An 18,116-nucleotide genomic window follows, 5' to 3' on the forward strand; every position below is an offset into this window, starting at 1 on the left:
ACAGATGAGACCACGATGACCACACCGTTTGACGAGACCCATACTCCGGCTAAACCGCGCTTTCTGGCCCGGATGCGCTCGTCCTTTTTGACGGGTCTTGTGGTGATCGCCCCTGTGGCCTTCACTATCTGGCTGATCTGGTCCTTTATTGGCTGGGTAGACGGCTTTGTGCTGCCCTTTGTGCCCGAGTTTTATCAGCCCGATAATCTGCTGCGCTATGTGATTGGCGAAGATCGTTACAACGCGTGGATTGGCGAAGACGTCAAAATCAATATCCGCGGCGTTGGCGTGGTCTTTTTCCTGATCTTCACAATCTTCATTGGCTGGGTTGCCAAGGGCCTGATGGGCCGCTCGATGATCCGCTATGCGGAAACATTGGTAGATCGTATGCCGGTTGTGCGGTCGATCTATTCCGGTGTGAAACAGATCGCGGAAACGGTTTTTGCCCAGTCCGATCGCAGCTTTGAAAAAGCCTGCCTTGTGCAATATCCGCGTGAAGGTATTTGGGCGGTTGGTTTTATCTCGACCACGGCCAAAGGCGAAGTGAATGAACGTGCTCCGCATGAGGATCAGCTGCTGTCGGTCTTTGTGCCGACGACACCGAACCCGACCTCTGGCTTTTTGCTGTTCTTCCCTGAAAGCGATGTCATTGAATTGGATATGAGCGTGGAAGATGCGGCGAAATTGGTGATTTCGGCGGGGCTGGTTTATCCAAACCCCAAAGATCCAAACCAGCCTTCGCTCGATCTGGGCGACGACACACCAAAAGCAGCTGAGTGATCAGCCGTACATTTTGGTGATATCAACTGAGCTTTCTTTGCCAAGCTTCGCTTTGTGATCGTTCAAAAATGTCTTTGCCGCTACCTGTCCGGCCTCTTTAAGTTGGGACAGGATCACGGGCACCGGCACCATTTTTGTCGCCGCGGATAGATCATTCATCAGATCGTCATCAGCAATCATATGGACGTTCACATCCTTCATGTCGCCTTCCTGAACAGCGCCTCGTTTAAGCAGACGTTTTGCAAAGGAAATCGCGCGCAGCTCGCTCATCAATGACGAATTGAAACTGATCTCATTCATGCGCGACTGAATCTGCTGCGGCGTCACCGGTGTCTCGCTACGCTCAATCGGGTTGATATTCACGATCATAATGTCGTCTGGCAAATGCGGCTCAAAAAACGGCCACAAAGCGGGATTGCCGGTATACCCGCCATCCCAAAACGCATCGCGCCGACCGGTCTTTGAATCTTCAATTTCCACCGCCTGAAACACAGTTGGCAGGCAAGCAGAGGCCAGGATCACATCGGTGTTGATTTCGTGTCGCGTAAAGACGCGTGCCTTTCCTGTGCGCACATTGGTTGCACAGACAAAAAGCTGCGGGCCATCTTCGGCGCAAACCTTATCGTATCGAAAAGCCTCGGCAATCGACGTTAGTGGATGGCTGTAAAAGGGCCCATAGGCATAAGGCGATACCATGCGGCTCGCCATATCTGCCATCATAAAGGGCAAAGAATACTCCAAAGCTTTCGCAACAGCGCCCGCGCCCCAACTGCCCATCCATTGCGTCACAGCCGGACCACTTAAAGCGCCCATCTGCCGCCAAAGCCAATCTAGGTTCTCACGCGCGGCTTCCGAACCGCCGGAAATAAACCCGGCCTTTAGTGCCGCGCCATTTAGGGCCCCCGCAGAGGTCCCTGAGATCGCCGCAATCTCCAAATCTGGCTCTTGCAGCAGCACATCCAAAACGCCCCAGGTAAAGGCCCCATGCGCACCGCCGCCTTGCAGAGCTAGGTTAATACGAACCACAGCGAACCCTTTTCACTTTTAACTAAATACTCAGAGGAGTTTGAGGGGCTTAGCCCCTCATCAATTAACGCGAGTTTGAGGGGCTTTGCCCCTCATCAGTCGGACTTAAAGCGCCGTCCAGCCGCCATCCACACTGATCGTGGTCCCGGTGATCTGTGCTGCTGCCTCCGAACACAGGAAGGCAACTGTGCCACCCATCTGCTCAACCGTTGCGAATTCCTTGGAGGGCTGGCGTTTCAGCATCACATTTTTGATCACCTCTTCACGGGACATATTATATTCCTTCATCGTGTCAGGAATTTGCGACTCGACCAGTGGTGTCAAAACATAGCCCGGGCAGACCGCATTACAGGTGATGGGCTCTTCAGCTGTTTCCAGCGCCACGGTTTTGGACATGCCAACCACGCCGTGTTTGGCAGCAATATAGGCCGCTTTGTAAGGGGATGCCGTCAAACCATGGGCGGAGGCGATATTCACAATCCGGCCCCAGCCGCGTTCGCGCATCACTGGAAGTGCTGCGGCCATTGTGTGAAAGACCGAATTCATATTGATCGCAATGATCGCATCCCATTTGTCGACCGGGAACTGATCGATTGGCGCAACATGCTGAATGCCCGCGTTATTCACCAGGATATCGCAGCCACCGGCCTTTCCGATCAAGGCACGGCATTCGTCGCCCTTGGACATATCGGCTTTCACGTATTGTGCGGTTACACCGAATTCTTCAGCGATGCTTGCCGCCAGCGCATGATCTTCGTCGCGATCAGAGAAAGAGTTCAAAACCACATTAGCGCCAGCCTTTGCCATCGCGCGCGCGATTCCCAGACCGATGCCAGAATTGGATCCGGTAATGATCGCTGTTTTGCCTTGAACTGTCATGTCACTCTCCCTGACGTCGTCAATTTTCTTTGCAACTGCAACATATCATGCTGCACGCGCATAATAAGGGGGAAAACGGCTGTCGGGTATTCATACGGGAGCGATATGTCGACCCACCCAATCACCTTTGCGTGACGCCCAAACAAAAAAAAACGCCCGCACGAAGCGGGCGTAAAGTTATTGAGGCAGGTTTCATACAGGCAAGAAACCTATCGAGCAGTGACATCTTTATAAGCAATGTCATGCCAAGAGTCCAAGCTAAAAGTTTGATATGGCAGGAATCCCTAGATACGTTATGGTCAAAGAAACAAGGTCTATGAGGGATTGTTCGGCAGATGGCATCAGTGAGTTTCCGTAAATTTATTCAGAAAAGTGCCACTTTGGCGCTTATTTTCATGGGCACGTCAGCCTTAGCCGAACCCAAGCATGGAATCGCCATGTATGGTGAACCAGAACTTCCAGCGGATTATATTTCCCTGCCCTACGCGAACCCCGATGCACCTAAAGGTGGACGAATCGTTACTGGCAACAACGGCGGATTCGATTCGCTCAATCCTTTTGTGCGCAAAGGCAAAGTGCCGTGGCAGCTACGTTTTTTCGCCTATGAAAGCCTGATGGGCCGCAACCGCGACGAACCATTTGCGCTTTATGGACTTCTGGCGGAAACCATCGAGACCAGCCCTGATCGCGACTGGGTTGAGTTCACTTTGCGCGCTGAAGCCAAATTCTGGGACGGCAGCCCCGTGACTGTTGAGGATGTGATCTGGTCCTATGATACCCTCGGCACCGAGGGTCACCCGCGCTACCACGGGTTCTGGAATAAGATCGACACAATTGAAGCCACAGACGATCGCACCGTCCGCATCACCTTTAACACCGAAGACCGTGAACTCGCCTTGATTGCCGGCCTGCGCCCAATCCTGAAAAAGGCGCAGTGGGATGGCATCAATATCAATGACAGCACCTTGGAACAGGTGCCGATGGGCACCTCGCCTTATATGATCAGTGATTTTGAGGCCAATCGCTATGTCACTCTGACACGCAATCCCGACTATTGGGGCAAAGACATCGCCTTCCGCCGAGGCACCCACAATTTCGACGAAGTGCGGATCGAGTTCTTTGGGGACTCTGGAGTGTTGAACGAAGCCTTCAAAGCGGGCGAAGTCAGCTTCCTGCGTGAATTCAACGCTGAAAAATGGGCGACCAACTACACATTCCCGCGCGCCGCATCAGGTGACGTCGTTAAAAGCGAATTCCTGCATCAAAAACCTTCTGGCATGACTGGATTGGTGATGAACACGCGCCGCGCCCCATTGGATGACATTCGCGTTCGCGAAGCGCTTCTACAAGCGTTCAACTTTGAATTCATCAACGACACAATCACAGGTGGTCGTCAGCCGCGTATCACATCCTATTTCAGCAACTCCGTTCTCGGAATGGAACATGGTCCGGCAAAAGGTCGTGTTGCTGATTTCTTAGAAGAGCATGGCGCCGCCCTGCCCGAAGGCGCTGTGGAAGGCTACAACCTGCCTGTTGCAGACGGCACAGCACGTAACCGCGGCAACATCCGCACCGCAACAGGCCTGCTGGAAGATGCAGGCTTTGGTATTGTCGATGGCGTTCTACAAAGTGAAACCGGCACGCCGTTGGTTCTGAACATTGCCTTGCGTCAGGGCGATACAGAGACACAATCTGTGGTCGATATTTACAAAGAGGCGCTGGATCGCCTTGGCATTGGTTTGAAAATCGATGTTCTGGATGGCGCACAATATACGGAACGCACAAACAGCTATGATTTCGATCTGGCATGGTTCCGTCGCAGCCTGTCCCTCAGCCCCGGGAATGAACAGTTCCTATATTGGGGTTCTGAAGCGGCTGACAAAGAAGGTGCGCGCAACTGGATGGGGGTGAAATCTCCTGCCGTTGATGGCTTGATCAACGCAATGCTGACATCCGAAAGCCAAGAGGATTTTGTCGCCGCCACCAAAGCACTCGACCGCACTCTCTTAGCCGGACGCTATGTGATCCCGTTCTGGAACTATGCCGTCGGCCGCATTGCTCATGTGAAAGAAATGCGCTACCCGGACAAGACGCCGATCTATGGCGAAGGCTATTGGATGACACCAGAAACTTGGTGGTATGAGGAATAAAATGAAAGCAGTCACACTGACCTTTGTTTTTTTTGCAGCACTTGCAAGCTGCGCCACCGTTGAAGGTGTTGGCGAAGACATCTCTGGCGGCGCACGCCGTGTCTCTGGCTGGTTCTAAATCACCTACAGATAGACATACAAAAGAGGCGCTGCGGCGCCTCTTTTTACGTTTGCCTTCTGGGTCGCCTAACGTCGCGGCGTCAGCTTAAGCCAAATCCCGTCTTTGCTGCGCACCGTCAGATGTGCCACCGGTACAGGCTCTTTTCCCGCCACTGGTTCGATTTTGAATTCCTTCAAGATCATCGACAGGATTAACACGCCTTCGACCATGGCAAAGCCAGCTCCGGTACAGACCCGGGGTCCGCTTGAAAACGGCATATAGGCCTCACGCATACATTGCTTGCCATTCTCGGTTTGCCAACGGGTCGGATCAAAACCATCCGGATTGTCCCAAAGCCGTTCATGACGATGCAGATGCCAGGGCGACAGCACCATCTGGCTGCCTGGGGCGATGTCACGGTCCCGGAAGGTCACGGGGCAATTGCTCTCACGCACCATCATCGGAACGGGCGGATAAAGCCGCAGGCTTTCACGGAACACATCGCGACTGAGTTTGAGTTTGCTTAATACCGCGAAATCGACCTCTTGCAGCGCCTGTGCCTCTTCTGCCAATTGATCTTGCCAGTCTGGATAAAGCGCCATCAGGTAAAGCGTCCAAGCCAGAGCCGAGGCGCTGGTTTCATGACCCGCAAGGAAGAATATAGCGACCTGATCCACCATTTCATCGGCTGTGAACCGTTCACCACTTTCAGGGTCTGTGGTGGTCATGATCTTCGTAGCCAGATCATCCGGCGCGGTGCCCGCCTCGATTTCGGCCATACGTTCATGGGTCAGCTGTGTGATCAAAGCGCGGATCGACGCTGCGGATTCTTTGGTTTTACGACGGAAAAAGCGGGGCATCCATCGTGGCAAAGGCACCAAAGCCGCAATATTCAAAAGCGGCTGACTGCGCTGGTACTCTTTGAATTCAGAAAAGACCTGACTGGCCACGTCATGTTCAATTGGAATAGAAAACAACGTGCGAAAGATCACATCCGCGGCGGCATGGCTGGTTTCGGCTTCTATCTCAATTTCGCGACCGGTTTGCCCCTTTAATCGCGAAACAGACGCCTCGGCAGCAGCCCAAATCGCTGGGAAGGTATCGCGTAAACGCCCGCCTTCAAAGGCAGGATCAATGATACGACGCTGCCGTTTCCAAACCTCGCCATTGGTCAGAAAAACCGAGTCTCCAAGCAAAGGTCGTAGCCCTTCTGAAATGCGCCCTGATTTCGGAAAATCATCCGGCTGATCTTTCAAAATGGTTTTCAATAGATCCGGCTGGTTGACCAGATATGATCGAAAAAACGGCGTGCGAAACTCTGCCATCCAAGCGCGGTAAAGCCGCGCGGGCTGGGCCGAGAGGATGTCCTGCTTAAACAGTTTGGCATAGTGCCTTAGTGACACTCGCGGGGGTCGAGACGGCGGTTTCGGGGGCTTGATGGTCATGGGTTCACAGAGGTGAACTTATTCACCGGCTCTTCAATCCGAGACGCCGACGGCTGGCGGTCTTCAAACCTCGACCCTAACGTCACAGGCCCTGCGGTGATCTTGAAATAATCGTAGTCACCCGGATTATCAAAAGCGCAAAGATATTGGAAATGCAGGCGAAAAAATTGCCAGCGCAGCTCTTTCCAGCGTGCAGGGCTTAAGGTCTGCGTGAAGGCGGCCGACAAGACCAATGGCCAGCGCTTTCCAGTCTCAGGCGCAACACCGCTCACAGCCACCGGATCGCAAAGGGCAAAGGCACAGCCATCCCCTGGCGCACTCACATCCACCCAACTGATGTTTTCTTGTTGGCACAAATATCCCAAATCCGCCCTCAGCCGATGCGCTTCTGGGAGGAAGGACACCATCGGGACCACCTGCCCCAAAGATAGAAAGCCAAACGCCGGACCATCCGGTTTTATCTTTCCTGCCCGATGTAGATCCGAGATCACCGAGACCGCCAAATGCGCGCCCGAGCTATGGCCCACCACCAGAACTTCATCCGTATCGCCTTTTAGCACCTCAGCAATGCGTTCTGAAAACTCAGCCATTCTGGCTTCAAGCTCCGGTGGGTTTGATCCCCGGGTTGAGGCTGAATAGGAATAATCATGCATCAAATAATAGGCGAGGATTTTGTTATCCTGCTTTTTAAACCAATGCAGCATGGGTGGCACAACAGCCAGCCCCAGCAGGCCAAGCCAATCAGGCAACCACATCGTGACCAGCCAGCCAATACCTGCTGCAACCAGAAGCGCGATCAGCAATTGCACGACAAGAAACACCACGGGATATAGCGCTGCCACAACAGGCCCTTTGCGCAAGCGCATCAAGCGCCACAAGGCTCCAGAACCGATATAGCGCCACGCCGTGATCACCATCTGCTGATAGGTCGCCCAAACGCCGAGATCCATGCTGTCTTGCACAATGTCAGACCACACAAGCACCTCGACATCGGCGATGGTCTCTGCACCATCAATCGCACCTTCGACGCGCCAGCCATAGGCGCCTTGAGTCTGTTTTGGCTTAAGTGCCACCTCGTAGCCAGAGATTGCCCCCTGCGCAGCGCCTTCTTTGCGATAAAGCTCGCGATACCGACGCGGATGAATCGGATCATACCCGGGGATGTAAAACACCCGGCGCTTTTTAACTGTATGAGGCATCTGCTCGGCCAATCTGATCTCCGCGTGTTCTAAAGCACGTCAGTTGAATTCAGATTAACGCGTTAACCAAGAACCGCCAAGGCCGGGAATGTTTCCAGCAGCCAATAAGAGAATGCAGAGAAACCGCCGGTGAGCATCAAGAGGCCAATCGTCCACAACAAGAGCCCCATTATGCGTTCAATGCGTTCCATATGGCGCTTCATCCAGCTCATGACACCAGTGAGGCGTGGCAGAAAGGCTGCAACCAACAGAAAGGGAATGCCAAGACCCGCCGCATAAACCGCCAGTAACAGCGTGCCGCGCGCAACGGATGCTTCGGATGCTGCGATGGACAGGATGGCACCAAGCTGTGGGCCAATACAAGGTGTCCAACCAAAGGCAAAGGCGAGACCAAGTATATAAGCCCCAAAAGAGCTGCCCCCTCGGTCGCCGACATCAAGACGCGCTTCGCGGTCAAGAAAACCAATGCGATAAACGCCCACGAAATGCGCGCCAAAGAACATCACCAGCGCCCCGGCGACGTAGTTGAACCATTGTTGATATTCTAAAAATAGCGTTCCGATGGCCGAAGCCGTGAAACCAAGGAAAAGAAAAACCGTCGACAGCCCCATGACAAAGAACAATGCTGGCATGATCGCCTTGTTCTGCGCTTTGCCTTCTGAGAGATCCGTCACAGATACGCCGCTCATGTAAGCCAGATACGGCGGGACAATTGGCAGCACACAGGGGCTGAGAAAGGATATTAACCCTGCCATCAGCGCAACGATCATGGCCGGCAACAAGGCGGCGTCGATGATATCAATTCCAAACATATCATTCACATAGGCCATCGCGCGGGTCACGTCACGGGGCATAAGGGCACACACCTCATCACAAGCCTGTGGACTTGATGAAACATCAGGTCTAATTGGCTTTGTATGAGCGAAATTCCTGAAATCGATGCGATTGGGCTTTTGTGCCCACTGCCTGTTTTGCGACTGCGCAAACGGATGATGCCATTGTCGACGGGTGATCAGATAATCCTGATCGCTGACGACCCCGCCTCTATCGTGGATGTGCCGCATTTCTGCAATCAGCAAGGTCATCAGTTGATCGACAGCCGAGAAGACGGCGGCGCGATCTATTTTACAGTTCAAAAGGGCTAAGAAAATCGGTCCGAATTTGAACTAGACGTTTTCTAGTCGAGACGGAAAATGAAAACGCCGGGTCAGTGACCCGGCGTTTTACTTATTTCATCGACCACCAACCGCGGCGCTTCGGCTTTGGCGGCTCATCAGCCTTGGGTTCTTCAACCTTGGTCTCTTCGACTTGTGGCTCAGGTTCCTTTTCAAGCACCTGAACATCACCTGCGTCCTCGGTTGGCGCTGCAACTGGTTCAACCAGCGCTTCAACCGGCGTTTCAGCCACTGGCTCAGCTTCAACCTTTACAGGCTCTTCAGCCGGTGTATCCGCAACAGGAGCCGCTTCTACTGATGGAGCGTCTTTGGAAGGTGTTTCCTCAGCCGGAGCTTCAACGGATTTTGCTTCTTCTTCTGCCTTTTTGGACTTGCTAGAGCGACGACGACGACGTTTAGGTTTTTCTTCCTTCGCTTCGTCTTTCGCCTCTTCAGCTTTCACCTCTTCAGCCGTTTCTTCCTTGGCTACTTCAGTGTCAGCAACTGGCGCTTCAGTATCCTCTGTTTTGACAGCGTCAGAGTCAGATTCGTCTGCATTTTCAGCATTTTCTTCGCCCTGCTGATCATCCGTTTGATCACCGCGGCCCTTACGACGACGGCGACGACGGCGACGTTTCTTAGGCTTTTGTTCCTCATCTTCAGCCGCCGGAGTTGCTGGGGCCTCTTCGACCACCTCTGCATCTTCGATGTCGCTGTCGATTTGATCCATCAGGCTTGTGTCAACGGACACCACTGGCGCAGATGGCTCTGGCACAACGCGGGTTGCCGTTTTGAACTTCTCGATTGAGAAATCAGGTGACACTAGGTGCACATCTGCTTCGATACGCACGGACAGACCATGGCGCGCTTCGATCTGTGCGATGTGCTCACGCTTCTGGTTCATCAGATAATTCGCAATCGACACCGGCACTTTCACCAGCACTTCGCGAGAGCGACGGCGTGTGCCTTCCTCTTCGATCTGACGCAGGATGTTCAGCGCAAGGTTATCATCGGAGCGGATCAGACCTGTGCCATGACAATGTGGGCATGGCTGCGTGGTCGCTTCGATCATACCTGGACGCAGACGCTGACGGGACATTTCCATCAGACCAAAGCCCGAAATGCGACCCACTTGAATGCGAGCACGATCGGTTTTCAGCTTGTCTTTCATCCGCTTTTCAACGGCGGCGTTGTTCTTACGCTCATCCATGTCGATGAAGTCGATGACGATCAGACCGGCAAGGTCACGCAGACGCAATTGGCGCGCCACTTCTTCAGCGGCCTCAAGGTTGGTCTTGGTTGCGGTCTCTTCAATGCTGCCTTCTTTGGTCGCACGACCAGAGTTCACATCGATGGCCACCAGAGCCTCGGTTACACCGATCACGATATAGCCGCCAGATTTCAGCTGAACCGTCGGGTTGAACATGCCACCAAGGTAGCTTTCAACCTGATAGCGCGCAAAGAGCGGCAGCTGATCTTGGTAGTTTTTTACGTTCTTGGCGTGGGACGGCATGATCATTTTCATGAAGTCCTTGGCGATGCGGTAACCGCGTTCGCCTTCCACCAAGACCTCGTCGATCTCACGGTTATATAGATCGCGGATCGAGCGTTTGATCAGGTCGCCTTCTTCATAAATCTTGGCCGGAGCCGAAGATTTCAAAGTCAGCTCGCGGATTTGCTCCCACAGACGCTGTAGATATTCGTAGTCGCGCTTGATTTCGGTTTTGGTGCGCTTGGCACCTGCGGTCCGAATGATCAGACCCGCGCCGTTTGGCACGTCGATCTCATTTGCGATTTCTTTCAGTTTTTTGCGGTCGGTTACATTGGTGATCTTACGAGAAATGCCACCACCGCGTGCGGTGTTTGGCATCAGAACGCAGTAACGACCCGCCAAGCTGAGGTAGGTTGTCAGAGCAGCGCCTTTGTTGCCGCGCTCTTCTTTGACGACCTGCACCAAAAGAACCTGACGGACCTTTATGACTTCTTGGATTTTGTAACGACGCGGACGCGGTTTGCGTGGCGGACGGATGTCTTCACTGTCGTCATCATCCGCTACGGATTCAATCGACGTGTCCTTTTCGCTAGCCTTGGACTTACGGCGAGACTTGCGAGACTTCTCGTCTTCCTCTTCGTCGTCTTTATCGTCTTCAGCTGCGGTTTCTTCAGCAGTCGTTTCTTCAGAGGTTTCCTCAGATGTCTCTTCAGTTTTCTCTTCTGCAGTTTCTTCAGGTGCCGCATCTGCTGTTTCAGATTCCGCAGGCGCGTCTTCTTTGTTTTCTTCAGCGACTTCTTCGGCAGCAGGTGCATCCGCTTCATGCGTGTCTTCCGCTGCATCCTCGGAGGCTGCGTCTTTTACGGTTTCTTCGCCGGTCTCAGGATCCTGAGTGGCTACCGCATCTTTTTCGTCCCCATCAGATTTCGCGGCCATGGTCTTGCCCGGCTTGTCGTCATCCTCTGATGGAGCTTCTTCCGCAGGCGCTTCGCTTGCTACGGCAACCTCGACGTCAGCCACAGGCTCTTCGGCAGGTGTTTCCTCTAAGGCTTCAGCGACAGCCTCTTCAGCCGAAGCTTCTTCCGCGACCTCAGCAGGCTTTGTTTCAGCAACAGTCTCTTCTGGTGTTTCAACCGGAGCTTCTGCAACTGCTTCTGCTTCAGGCTTTACAGTCGCTGTTTCGTCAACGATCGCGACGCTGTCTTCACCTGCAGCACCTTCTTCTAGATCAATGGTTTCCATACCTTCGATCTGATCAGTTGCTGGCGCAGCCTCTGCCTTTTTGGAACGAGACTTAGACCGAGACCGGCGCGCGCGCTTTGGCTTTGGTTTTTCGTCTTCTTCATCACGTGCCTTCATCGCTTCAGCGTAGGCGCGTTCCTCTTCCATCAGCGCTTCGCGATCTGCGACCGGGATCTGATAGTAGTCAGGATGAATTTCCGAAAAGGCCAAGAAGCCATGGCGGTTTCCGCCATAGTCCACAAAGGCCGCCTGCAAGGACGGCTCGACCCGTGTAACTTTTGCTAGATAGATATTGCCAGCGAGCTGGCGTTTGTTTTCGGATTCAAAGTCAAATTCCTCAACCTTGTTTCCGTCGACCACCACAACGCGAGTTTCCTCTGCGTGGGTGGCATCGATGAGCATTTTCTTAGCCATGTTTTCCGTGTGCACCCGCGCGTATCCGCAAGACGCCGGGGTGTCAGTCCGGGCGGTTCATTACAGAGCGGGGAGTGTCTAGTCGTGGCGATGCGGTGCATGTGACCAAGGGAGCCGCGGACGGCCTCTGCTCGGTCTTTCAATATAAGCACGCGTGTCATCGCGGTTCTTCTCCGACGCCGCATATCATATATGGCGCCAATTACATGCCGGTCGCGATCACGCGATCCAGGCGGTTCACTTGCCGAAGGCTGGGTTTAAACCTGCTCCCGCGGCATAATCGGTCTGACTAAAATCCGGGCGGGCCTGCCATCTTTGGGGGCCATCGGTGTTTTCAATCAGCGAAACTCATGCGGCGCGTCAAAAGACGCATTCCGTCACCACTACATAAGGGCAGGCCTGTGGAAAACACAATGGGTAATCGTGTTTCAGCTATGCCGAAGTGGTTAATGCAGCGTCAAAATCCGGAAGTTGACCAACCGCTGAACCCAAATCCTGGGCAATGCACTGACCGAGCTTTGGCAGAGATTGCCCCACCGGACGCAGATCAGGAATTTGAAAAGTCAGACACCCTGCCGCCACGGCCGCAGTGGTTCCTGTATCGCTATCCTCAAAAGCCACGCAATCTTCAGCCGAGACACCTAGCGCTGCAGCGGCCTCAAGATAGGGGGCTGGATTGGGTTTGTTTGCTGAAACCTCGTCGCCCGCTTTCACGACCTCGAAATAGCCATAGATTCCAGCTTTTTTCAGTTTTGCCCGCGCAGATTGGCCATAGGTCGAGGTCACCACGGCCATCCGTGCGCCTTTTGCCTTTAGCGCTTCTAATGTTTCCAGAATACGCGGTCGCAATGGCACACCCTGCCCTACAACGTGATCATACTCCTGCCGCCATGCGTTTTCGAAATCGAGCGGATCAATATGAGCCGGTAAAAACCGCTTAAGCTGACGAGAAGTTTCAGCGGCGCTGGTACCAATGAGATCCAGATAAAACGCCTCGGCTTTGGCTGGATCAATCCCATGTTTGTCGGTCAATGTGATCAGCGATTTCATGAACAGCCGCTCGGTGTCCAACAGCAAACCATCCATATCAAATAGAAATGCTGCAATTCTCGTCATGGGAGGCTCCGTAAATTTAATAGAAGCGTGGTAACATCATCGATGTAACCATCCCATGACGACGCAATCACAAGTCATGTCGGCGCATTACAAATTTTAAAGGTAGTCCGCGCGTTGCAAGCCGTATTTGGCCATTTTCTCGTTCAATGTCCGACGCGGTAGGCAAAGCTCTTCCATCACAGAAGCAATAGAGCCGCGATGCCGGCGCATGGTGTTGTCAATCAACATGCGCTCAAACGCCTCGACATATTCCTTAAGCGGCTTGCCTTCGGTGGTCATGACCGGTTGCATTTCCTCGTGATCGTTCATCAGAAGCGATGCAATGGTGCCGCCACCCCGACGCGATTGCAGAACCGCGCGTTCCGCAAGGTTGATTAGCTGACGCACGTTACCGGGCCATGGGGCTTGCAAAAGCTGGGCGGCTTCTTGGGCGGATACCTGCGGAGCGTCACAGCCGTATTCATCAGAGAATTGCTCTGCATGGCGGGTGAACAGCGTCAGGATGTCTTCGCCACGTTGACGCAGCGGAGGCACCGTGATGCGCAGGGCTGCAAGGCGATAGAAAAGATCAGAGCGCAGCGCGTCTTCGCACGTGCGGTTCTGCTCCTGCAGGTTACAAATCGCCACGATACGAGTTTCCGCGGGCGTGCCTTGATCGTTAATCACGCTCAAAAGGCGGGCTTGCAATGTATCCGAAAGCGCTTCGATATCTTCCAGAACAAGCGTGCCACCACGGGCTTCTTCAACCGCTGGCAATTGCGTGTCTTCCGGTAGCATTGGACCAAAGAGGCGCTTGGTCAGCGCATCTTCTTCCAGTGCGGAACAGCTGACCAGCACGAATTTCTTTCCGGCTCGACTGCCAACCGCGTGTAGTGCGTGCGCCACAAGAGTTTTGCCGGTTCCGGTCTCGCCATCGATCAGCACATGACCGTCAGCTTGGCCGAGATCCAGAATATCTTCCTTCAGACGCGACATTACGGGCGAAGAGCCAATCAGTTTTTTCATCAGCTGAGAGCCATCAGACAGCTCTTTGCGCAGAATTCGGTTGTCCAAGGTTAGGCGGCGCGCATTGGCGGCTTTCTTGGCCAGCTGGCTCATGCGATCCGGATTGAACGGCTTTTCCAAGAAATCAAACGCACCCACGCGCATCGCCTCAACGGCCATTGGCACGTCGCCGTGCCCCGTGATCATGATGACCGGCAAAGCGCTGTCAGACCCCATGAGTTTCTTAAGAAACTGCATGCCGTCCATGCCCGGCATCTTAATATCCGAAATCACAATCCCCGGGTATTCCGGCCCCAAGACCTTGAGCGCATCTTCAGCGCTCGCGAAGGTTTCTGTGTCATATCCCGACAGTGCCAGCCATTGGCTGATGGATTGACGCATATCTTTTTCGTCATCCACGATCGCGATTTTCATTGCCTGAGCCATAGTTCTCTCCGCGTTATTCCGCAGCTTCAATCTCACCAGTTAAGATAGGCAGCTGCATTTCAAATACAGCCCCCCGTCCCCGTCCATCCGGAGCCTGACCATTTCTTGCAGTCAGCCGTCCCCCTAGGTCGTTCACGATCCCCGAGGAAATGGCAAGACCCAGCCCAACACCATCACCCGGCTGTTTGGTCGTGTAAAATGGTTCAAACAGGCTATCAAAATCCTCGATGCCCGGCCCATTGTCACGCACCGTTAGAGTCGCCGTTTCACCGGCCGCTAACAGCACTTCGATCTCGGGTTCATCAACGCCTTTGGTGGCATCCAGTGCGTTGCGCAACAGGTTCACCATGACCTGCTCAATGCGCACCTGATCGCCCATCACGTTCACAGGTTCATCCGGGATCACGCGGCTGATCTTAACCTGTCGCTGACGCAATTGCGGCTCCATCATCGACAAGGCTGACCCCATCGCACCCCCAAGTTCTACAGGGCGGAAGTCCTCACCGCCTTTGCGGGCATAGCTTTTAAGCTGCTTGGTGATCGCCCCCATGCGTTCGATTAAATCATCGATGCGCGTAAAGGATGTCAGCGCTTCTTCGGGGCGGTTCCGGCGCACCAGCAAGCGCGCACCTGCTAGGTAGGTTTTCATCGCTGCCAACGGTTGGTTCAGCTCGTGAGACACAGCGGCTGACATCTCACCTAATGCGGCCAATTTCGAGCTCTGCGCCAGGCTTTGTTCGGCCACTTCAAGGCTTGCCTGCATGCGTTCACGTTCGGCGATTTCTCGCTGCAGCCTGTGGTTCAATGCGCGAAGGCTCGCCGATTCACGCTGGAACAGCGCCATGCGCAAGGCGTTCTTTCGGCTGAGAAAATAGAAGGCCAGCGCCAAAAGGATGGCGAATCCCATGATCTCAAGTGCCAGCACCGCATTCACCCGTTCACGCACCGAGGTATAGGTGGTGAAACTTGCGATCTGCCAGCCGCGGAACGGGATGCGGGATTCCTTGCGCATCACCGCCTCGCCCTGCACATAGGCATCCGCAGACAAAGAGGTCCAATCAGAAGTCGCTTGAATTGCACGTTCAATCGCGCCCTGCGCAGGTTGGCGCACAAGGGCTGCGTCTTCTGTTAGCCCTCGCCAGCGCGGCTCGGTCGCCAAGATGATGGCCCCTGAAGAATCCGTGACCAGAACGGCGTCCGAAATACCAGCCCAAGCGCGCTCGAACTTTTGCAGATCGACTTCGACGACAATGACACCAATCGGAAGGCTGACGTCATCCAACCGTCGCGAGTAGGTAAAGCTGTAGCCTGCGCTTTCGCGTGGTTCGACGGTGAAAACGGTGCTGTTAGAACGCATCGCATCCACGAAATAAGCCGATTGGCGGTGGTTTTCACCCAAACGATTACGATCCGTTGCCGCCACTGTGCGCCCATCGGTATCCAGAAGCACCAAAGAGGCCGCACCGATTTCTTCTACAAATGAAATCAAACGAGAAGTCGATTGACTAAAATCACCGGTTTCCAAAGCACGGATCAATTCAGGATCACGCGCCAAAAGCTGAGGTACAATCGCGCTACGGCGCAGCTCGGACAGAAGGTTGCCTGAGTATAGCGCCAGACGCAGCTCGGCGCGATTACGAGTGTTTTCGGTGAATCGATCTGTCAGCAAAGCGTTGGTCACATAAATGACCGTGCCTGCAATCACACAAAGCAAAGCAAGCGCTGCCCGCACGCGCCACGAAATCGTGCGCAATCTGCTTTGTGATCCAGTGTTCAAAGTTTCCCCGCTCATGGGGTTAGGGTACGCCGCCGAGACGGCGTACTCAAGTCAGGCAGAGACAACCTGCTGCATCAATGCGCTAAACATCGCCGTCCCGTCGGTGCCGCCGTGGCCAGAATCCGCCGCCCGCTCTGGGTGAGGCATCATACCAAGCACGCGTTTGTTCGCAGACAGTACACCTGCGATGTCCGCAACAGAGCCGTTCGGGTTGTCTGTATAGGTGAACGCGATGCGATCATCACCCTTCAAACGCGCCAGCACATCTTCATCTGCAAAGTAATTGCCATCATGGTGCGCAATCGGAATATCGATCACGTCACCTTTGGAATAACCCGCAGTGAACGCGCTTTCGGAGGTTTCAACCTGCAGACCAATTGTGCGGCAGATATACTTTAGACCGGCATTGCGACGCAGCGCGCCCGGCAGCAAACCCGTTTCAGTCAAGATCTGAAAGCCATTGCAAACACCCAAAGCAAAACCGCCTGCTTCAGCGTGTTTCACAACCGCTTTGCAAATTGGAGAGTTCGCGGCGATCGCGCCGCAGCGCAGATAATCACCATAAGAAAAACCACCCGGCACGCCGACAATGTCGATGCCCGCTGGCAATTCGGTTTCCTTGTGCCAGACCATGCTGACCTCGGCTCCGGCGCGCTCAAAAGCAACCGCAAGATCGCGGTCACAGTTAGAACCCGGGAATACAACGACTGCTGCCTTCATCAGGACAGCTCCACCCGGTAGCTTTCGATCACTGTGTTCGCCAGCAGCTTTTCACACATATCAGTTACAGTCGCCTCAGAGGTGCCATCTGCCAGATCCAGCTCGATCACCTTGCCCTGACGCACGCCTTCAACGCCATCAAACCCTAGAGTGCCCAAAGCGTGGCGCACGGCCTCACCTTGAGGGTCCAAAACACCGTTTTTCAGCATCACATAGACACGTGCTTTCATGTCGCTCTTCTCCAGCTCGGTAAAGAAACCCAGTCCCCGGTTTCTTCTTTGCAAAAATACGAAAAAGCCCCGCCGTCGACGGGGCCTTAGATTAGTTGATCAAAGTCGGTTTATTCATCGGCGTTGGGTTTTTCGGCAGAACCCCCAAGCGTCGCGCCACTTCGGAATAGGCATCGGTCAGATTGCCCAGATCGCGACGGAAGACATCTTTGTCGAGCTTCTGGCCGGTCTCGATATCCCACAGGCGACAGCTGTCTGGCGAAATTTCGTCTGCCACAACCAAACGTTGGAAATCACCATCATACACACGGCCAATTTCGATTTTGAAATCAATCAGCTTGATGCCAACGCCATACATAGTGCCTGACAGGAAATCATTCACACGCAACGCGATGCTCAGGATATCATCCATATCTTGTTGGCTGGCCCATCCAAAGGCAGCGATATATTCTTCCGGCACCAGCGGATCACCCAGAGAGTCATCTTTGTAGCTGTATTCCACAATTGGACGTGGCAGCTGCGTGCCCTCTTCCATGCCCAAACGTTTTGCCATGGAGCCTGCCGCATAGTTGCGCACGATCACTTCCAAAGGAATGATTTCGCAAGAGCGCACCAGCTGCTCACGCATGTTCAAGCGTTTCAGAAAGTGCGTTGGCACACCGATATTGCCAAGACCAACCATGAAGTACTCGCTCAGGCGGTTGTTCAACACGCCTTTACCGTCAATCACGTCTTTTTTTTCAGCATTGAATGCGGTCGCATCATCTTTGAAGTATTGCACAATTGTGCCCGGCTCTGGACCTTCATAAAGGACCTTAGCTTTACCTTCGTAGATTTTCTTACCGCGTGCCATGAGAGCTCTTTCCAGATGGGCGGGAACCGACTCCCCGCTTCTTGGCGCTCTCTTAATCCATGCAAGGAAATGTCGCAAGTTAAGCTTCCCTCTTGCGACACCCCGCTT

The 18,116-nt window shown here is 53.8% G+C and carries 16 protein-coding genes; 4 read left to right on the forward strand and 12 right to left on the reverse strand.

Translation table 11 applies throughout. The annotated features are described in order from the left end of the window. Positions 1-15 precede the first annotated feature (15 nt). Positions 16-780: a DUF502 domain-containing protein gene (locus JXQ85_RS12105; RefSeq protein ID WP_421749192.1), complete on the forward strand. Its 765-nt coding sequence runs from the start codon at positions 16-18 to the stop codon at positions 778-780. On the opposite strand, the gene JXQ85_RS12110 is transcribed toward JXQ85_RS12105, so the two are convergent. Then, entirely contained in the window at positions 781-1,806 is a 1,026-nt protein-coding gene (locus JXQ85_RS12110; RefSeq protein WP_421749193.1) for a patatin-like phospholipase family protein, read from the reverse strand. It abuts the gene before it with no gap. Between the two features lie 105 nt (positions 1,807-1,911). Beyond that, positions 1,912-2,685, reverse strand: a complete 774-nt coding sequence (locus tag JXQ85_RS12115; RefSeq protein ID WP_421749194.1) for a 3-hydroxybutyrate dehydrogenase — start codon at positions 2,683-2,685, stop codon at positions 1,912-1,914. 335 nt (positions 2,686-3,020) lie between these two features. Here JXQ85_RS12115 and JXQ85_RS12120 point away from each other — a divergent pair, with 335 nt between their 5' ends. Both JXQ85_RS12120 and JXQ85_RS12125 read left to right on the forward strand, forming a co-directional pair. Then, positions 3,021-4,835: an extracellular solute-binding protein gene (locus JXQ85_RS12120; protein WP_421749195.1), complete on the forward strand. Its 1,815-nt coding sequence runs from the start codon at positions 3,021-3,023 to the stop codon at positions 4,833-4,835. Position 4,836: 1 nt separating this feature from the next. Next, positions 4,837-4,953: an entericidin EcnA/B family protein gene (locus JXQ85_RS12125; RefSeq protein ID WP_421749196.1), complete on the forward strand. Its 117-nt coding sequence runs from the start codon at positions 4,837-4,839 to the stop codon at positions 4,951-4,953. Positions 4,954-5,021: 68 nt separating this feature from the next. Here JXQ85_RS12125 and JXQ85_RS12130 read toward each other — a convergent pair whose 3' ends face one another. The 3 genes from JXQ85_RS12130 to JXQ85_RS12140 all read right to left on the reverse strand — a co-directional run bounded on the left by JXQ85_RS12130 (position 5,022) and on the right by JXQ85_RS12140 (position 8,391). Further along, positions 5,022-6,380 carry a cytochrome P450 gene (locus JXQ85_RS12130; protein ID WP_421749197.1) on the reverse strand — a complete coding sequence of 453 codons (1,359 nt, stop codon included), beginning with the start codon at positions 6,378-6,380 and terminating at the stop codon, positions 5,022-5,024. Further along, a complete protein-coding gene (locus JXQ85_RS12135; protein ID WP_421749828.1) occupies positions 6,377-7,579 on the reverse strand; it encodes a hypothetical protein in 1,203 nt (400 codons plus the stop codon). Before JXQ85_RS12135 ends, JXQ85_RS12130 begins: the two co-directional genes overlap by 4 nt. Positions 7,580-7,641: 62 nt before the next feature. Then, positions 7,642-8,391 (reverse strand): cytochrome c biogenesis CcdA family protein, encoded by a 750-nt coding sequence (locus JXQ85_RS12140; protein WP_421749829.1) that lies wholly within the window; start codon positions 8,389-8,391, stop codon positions 7,642-7,644. A 105-nt stretch (positions 8,392-8,496) separates the two neighbouring features. On the opposite strand from JXQ85_RS12140, the gene JXQ85_RS12145 reads away from it, so the two are divergent. Next, positions 8,497-8,724, forward strand: coding sequence for a sulfurtransferase TusA family protein (locus tag JXQ85_RS12145; protein WP_421749198.1), 228 nt, complete (start codon positions 8,497-8,499; stop codon positions 8,722-8,724). An 82-nt stretch (positions 8,725-8,806) separates the two neighbouring features. Here JXQ85_RS12145 and JXQ85_RS12150 read toward each other — a convergent pair whose 3' ends face one another. From JXQ85_RS12150 to purC, 7 genes are all read right to left on the reverse strand, one after another. Then, positions 8,807-11,881, reverse strand: a complete 3,075-nt coding sequence (locus JXQ85_RS12150) for an Rne/Rng family ribonuclease (RefSeq protein WP_421749199.1) — start codon at positions 11,879-11,881, stop codon at positions 8,807-8,809. A gap of 432 nt (positions 11,882-12,313) precedes the next feature. Then, positions 12,314-12,997, reverse strand: a complete 684-nt coding sequence (locus tag JXQ85_RS12155) for an HAD family hydrolase (protein ID WP_421749200.1) — start codon at positions 12,995-12,997, stop codon at positions 12,314-12,316. A 96-nt stretch (positions 12,998-13,093) separates the two neighbouring features. Beyond that, the gene (locus JXQ85_RS12160) at positions 13,094-14,428 is read right to left on the reverse strand and encodes a sigma-54-dependent transcriptional regulator (protein WP_421749201.1); all 1,335 of its coding nucleotides are present in this window, start codon (positions 14,426-14,428) and stop codon (positions 13,094-13,096) included. A 13-nt stretch (positions 14,429-14,441) separates the two neighbouring features. Further along, complete coding sequence (locus JXQ85_RS12165; protein ID WP_421749202.1) at positions 14,442-16,220, reverse strand: sensor histidine kinase; 1,779 nt, start codon at positions 16,218-16,220, stop codon at positions 14,442-14,444. A gap of 36 nt (positions 16,221-16,256) precedes the next feature. Then, complete coding sequence (gene purQ, locus JXQ85_RS12170) at positions 16,257-16,925, reverse strand: phosphoribosylformylglycinamidine synthase subunit PurQ (RefSeq protein ID WP_421749203.1); 669 nt, start codon at positions 16,923-16,925, stop codon at positions 16,257-16,259. Further along, positions 16,925-17,155, reverse strand: a complete 231-nt coding sequence (gene purS / locus JXQ85_RS12175) for a phosphoribosylformylglycinamidine synthase subunit PurS (RefSeq protein WP_421749204.1) — start codon at positions 17,153-17,155, stop codon at positions 16,925-16,927. Before purS ends, purQ begins: the two co-directional genes overlap by 1 nt. Positions 17,156-17,246: 91 nt before the next feature. After that, positions 17,247-18,008 (reverse strand): phosphoribosylaminoimidazolesuccinocarboxamide synthase, encoded by a 762-nt coding sequence (purC, locus tag JXQ85_RS12180; RefSeq protein WP_421749205.1) that lies wholly within the window; start codon positions 18,006-18,008, stop codon positions 17,247-17,249. Positions 18,009-18,116: the final 108 nt, after the last annotated feature.

This window comes from Cognatishimia sp. (genome assembly GCF_049116455.1).
Classification (GTDB): Bacteria; Pseudomonadota; Alphaproteobacteria; order Rhodobacterales; family Rhodobacteraceae; genus Cognatishimia.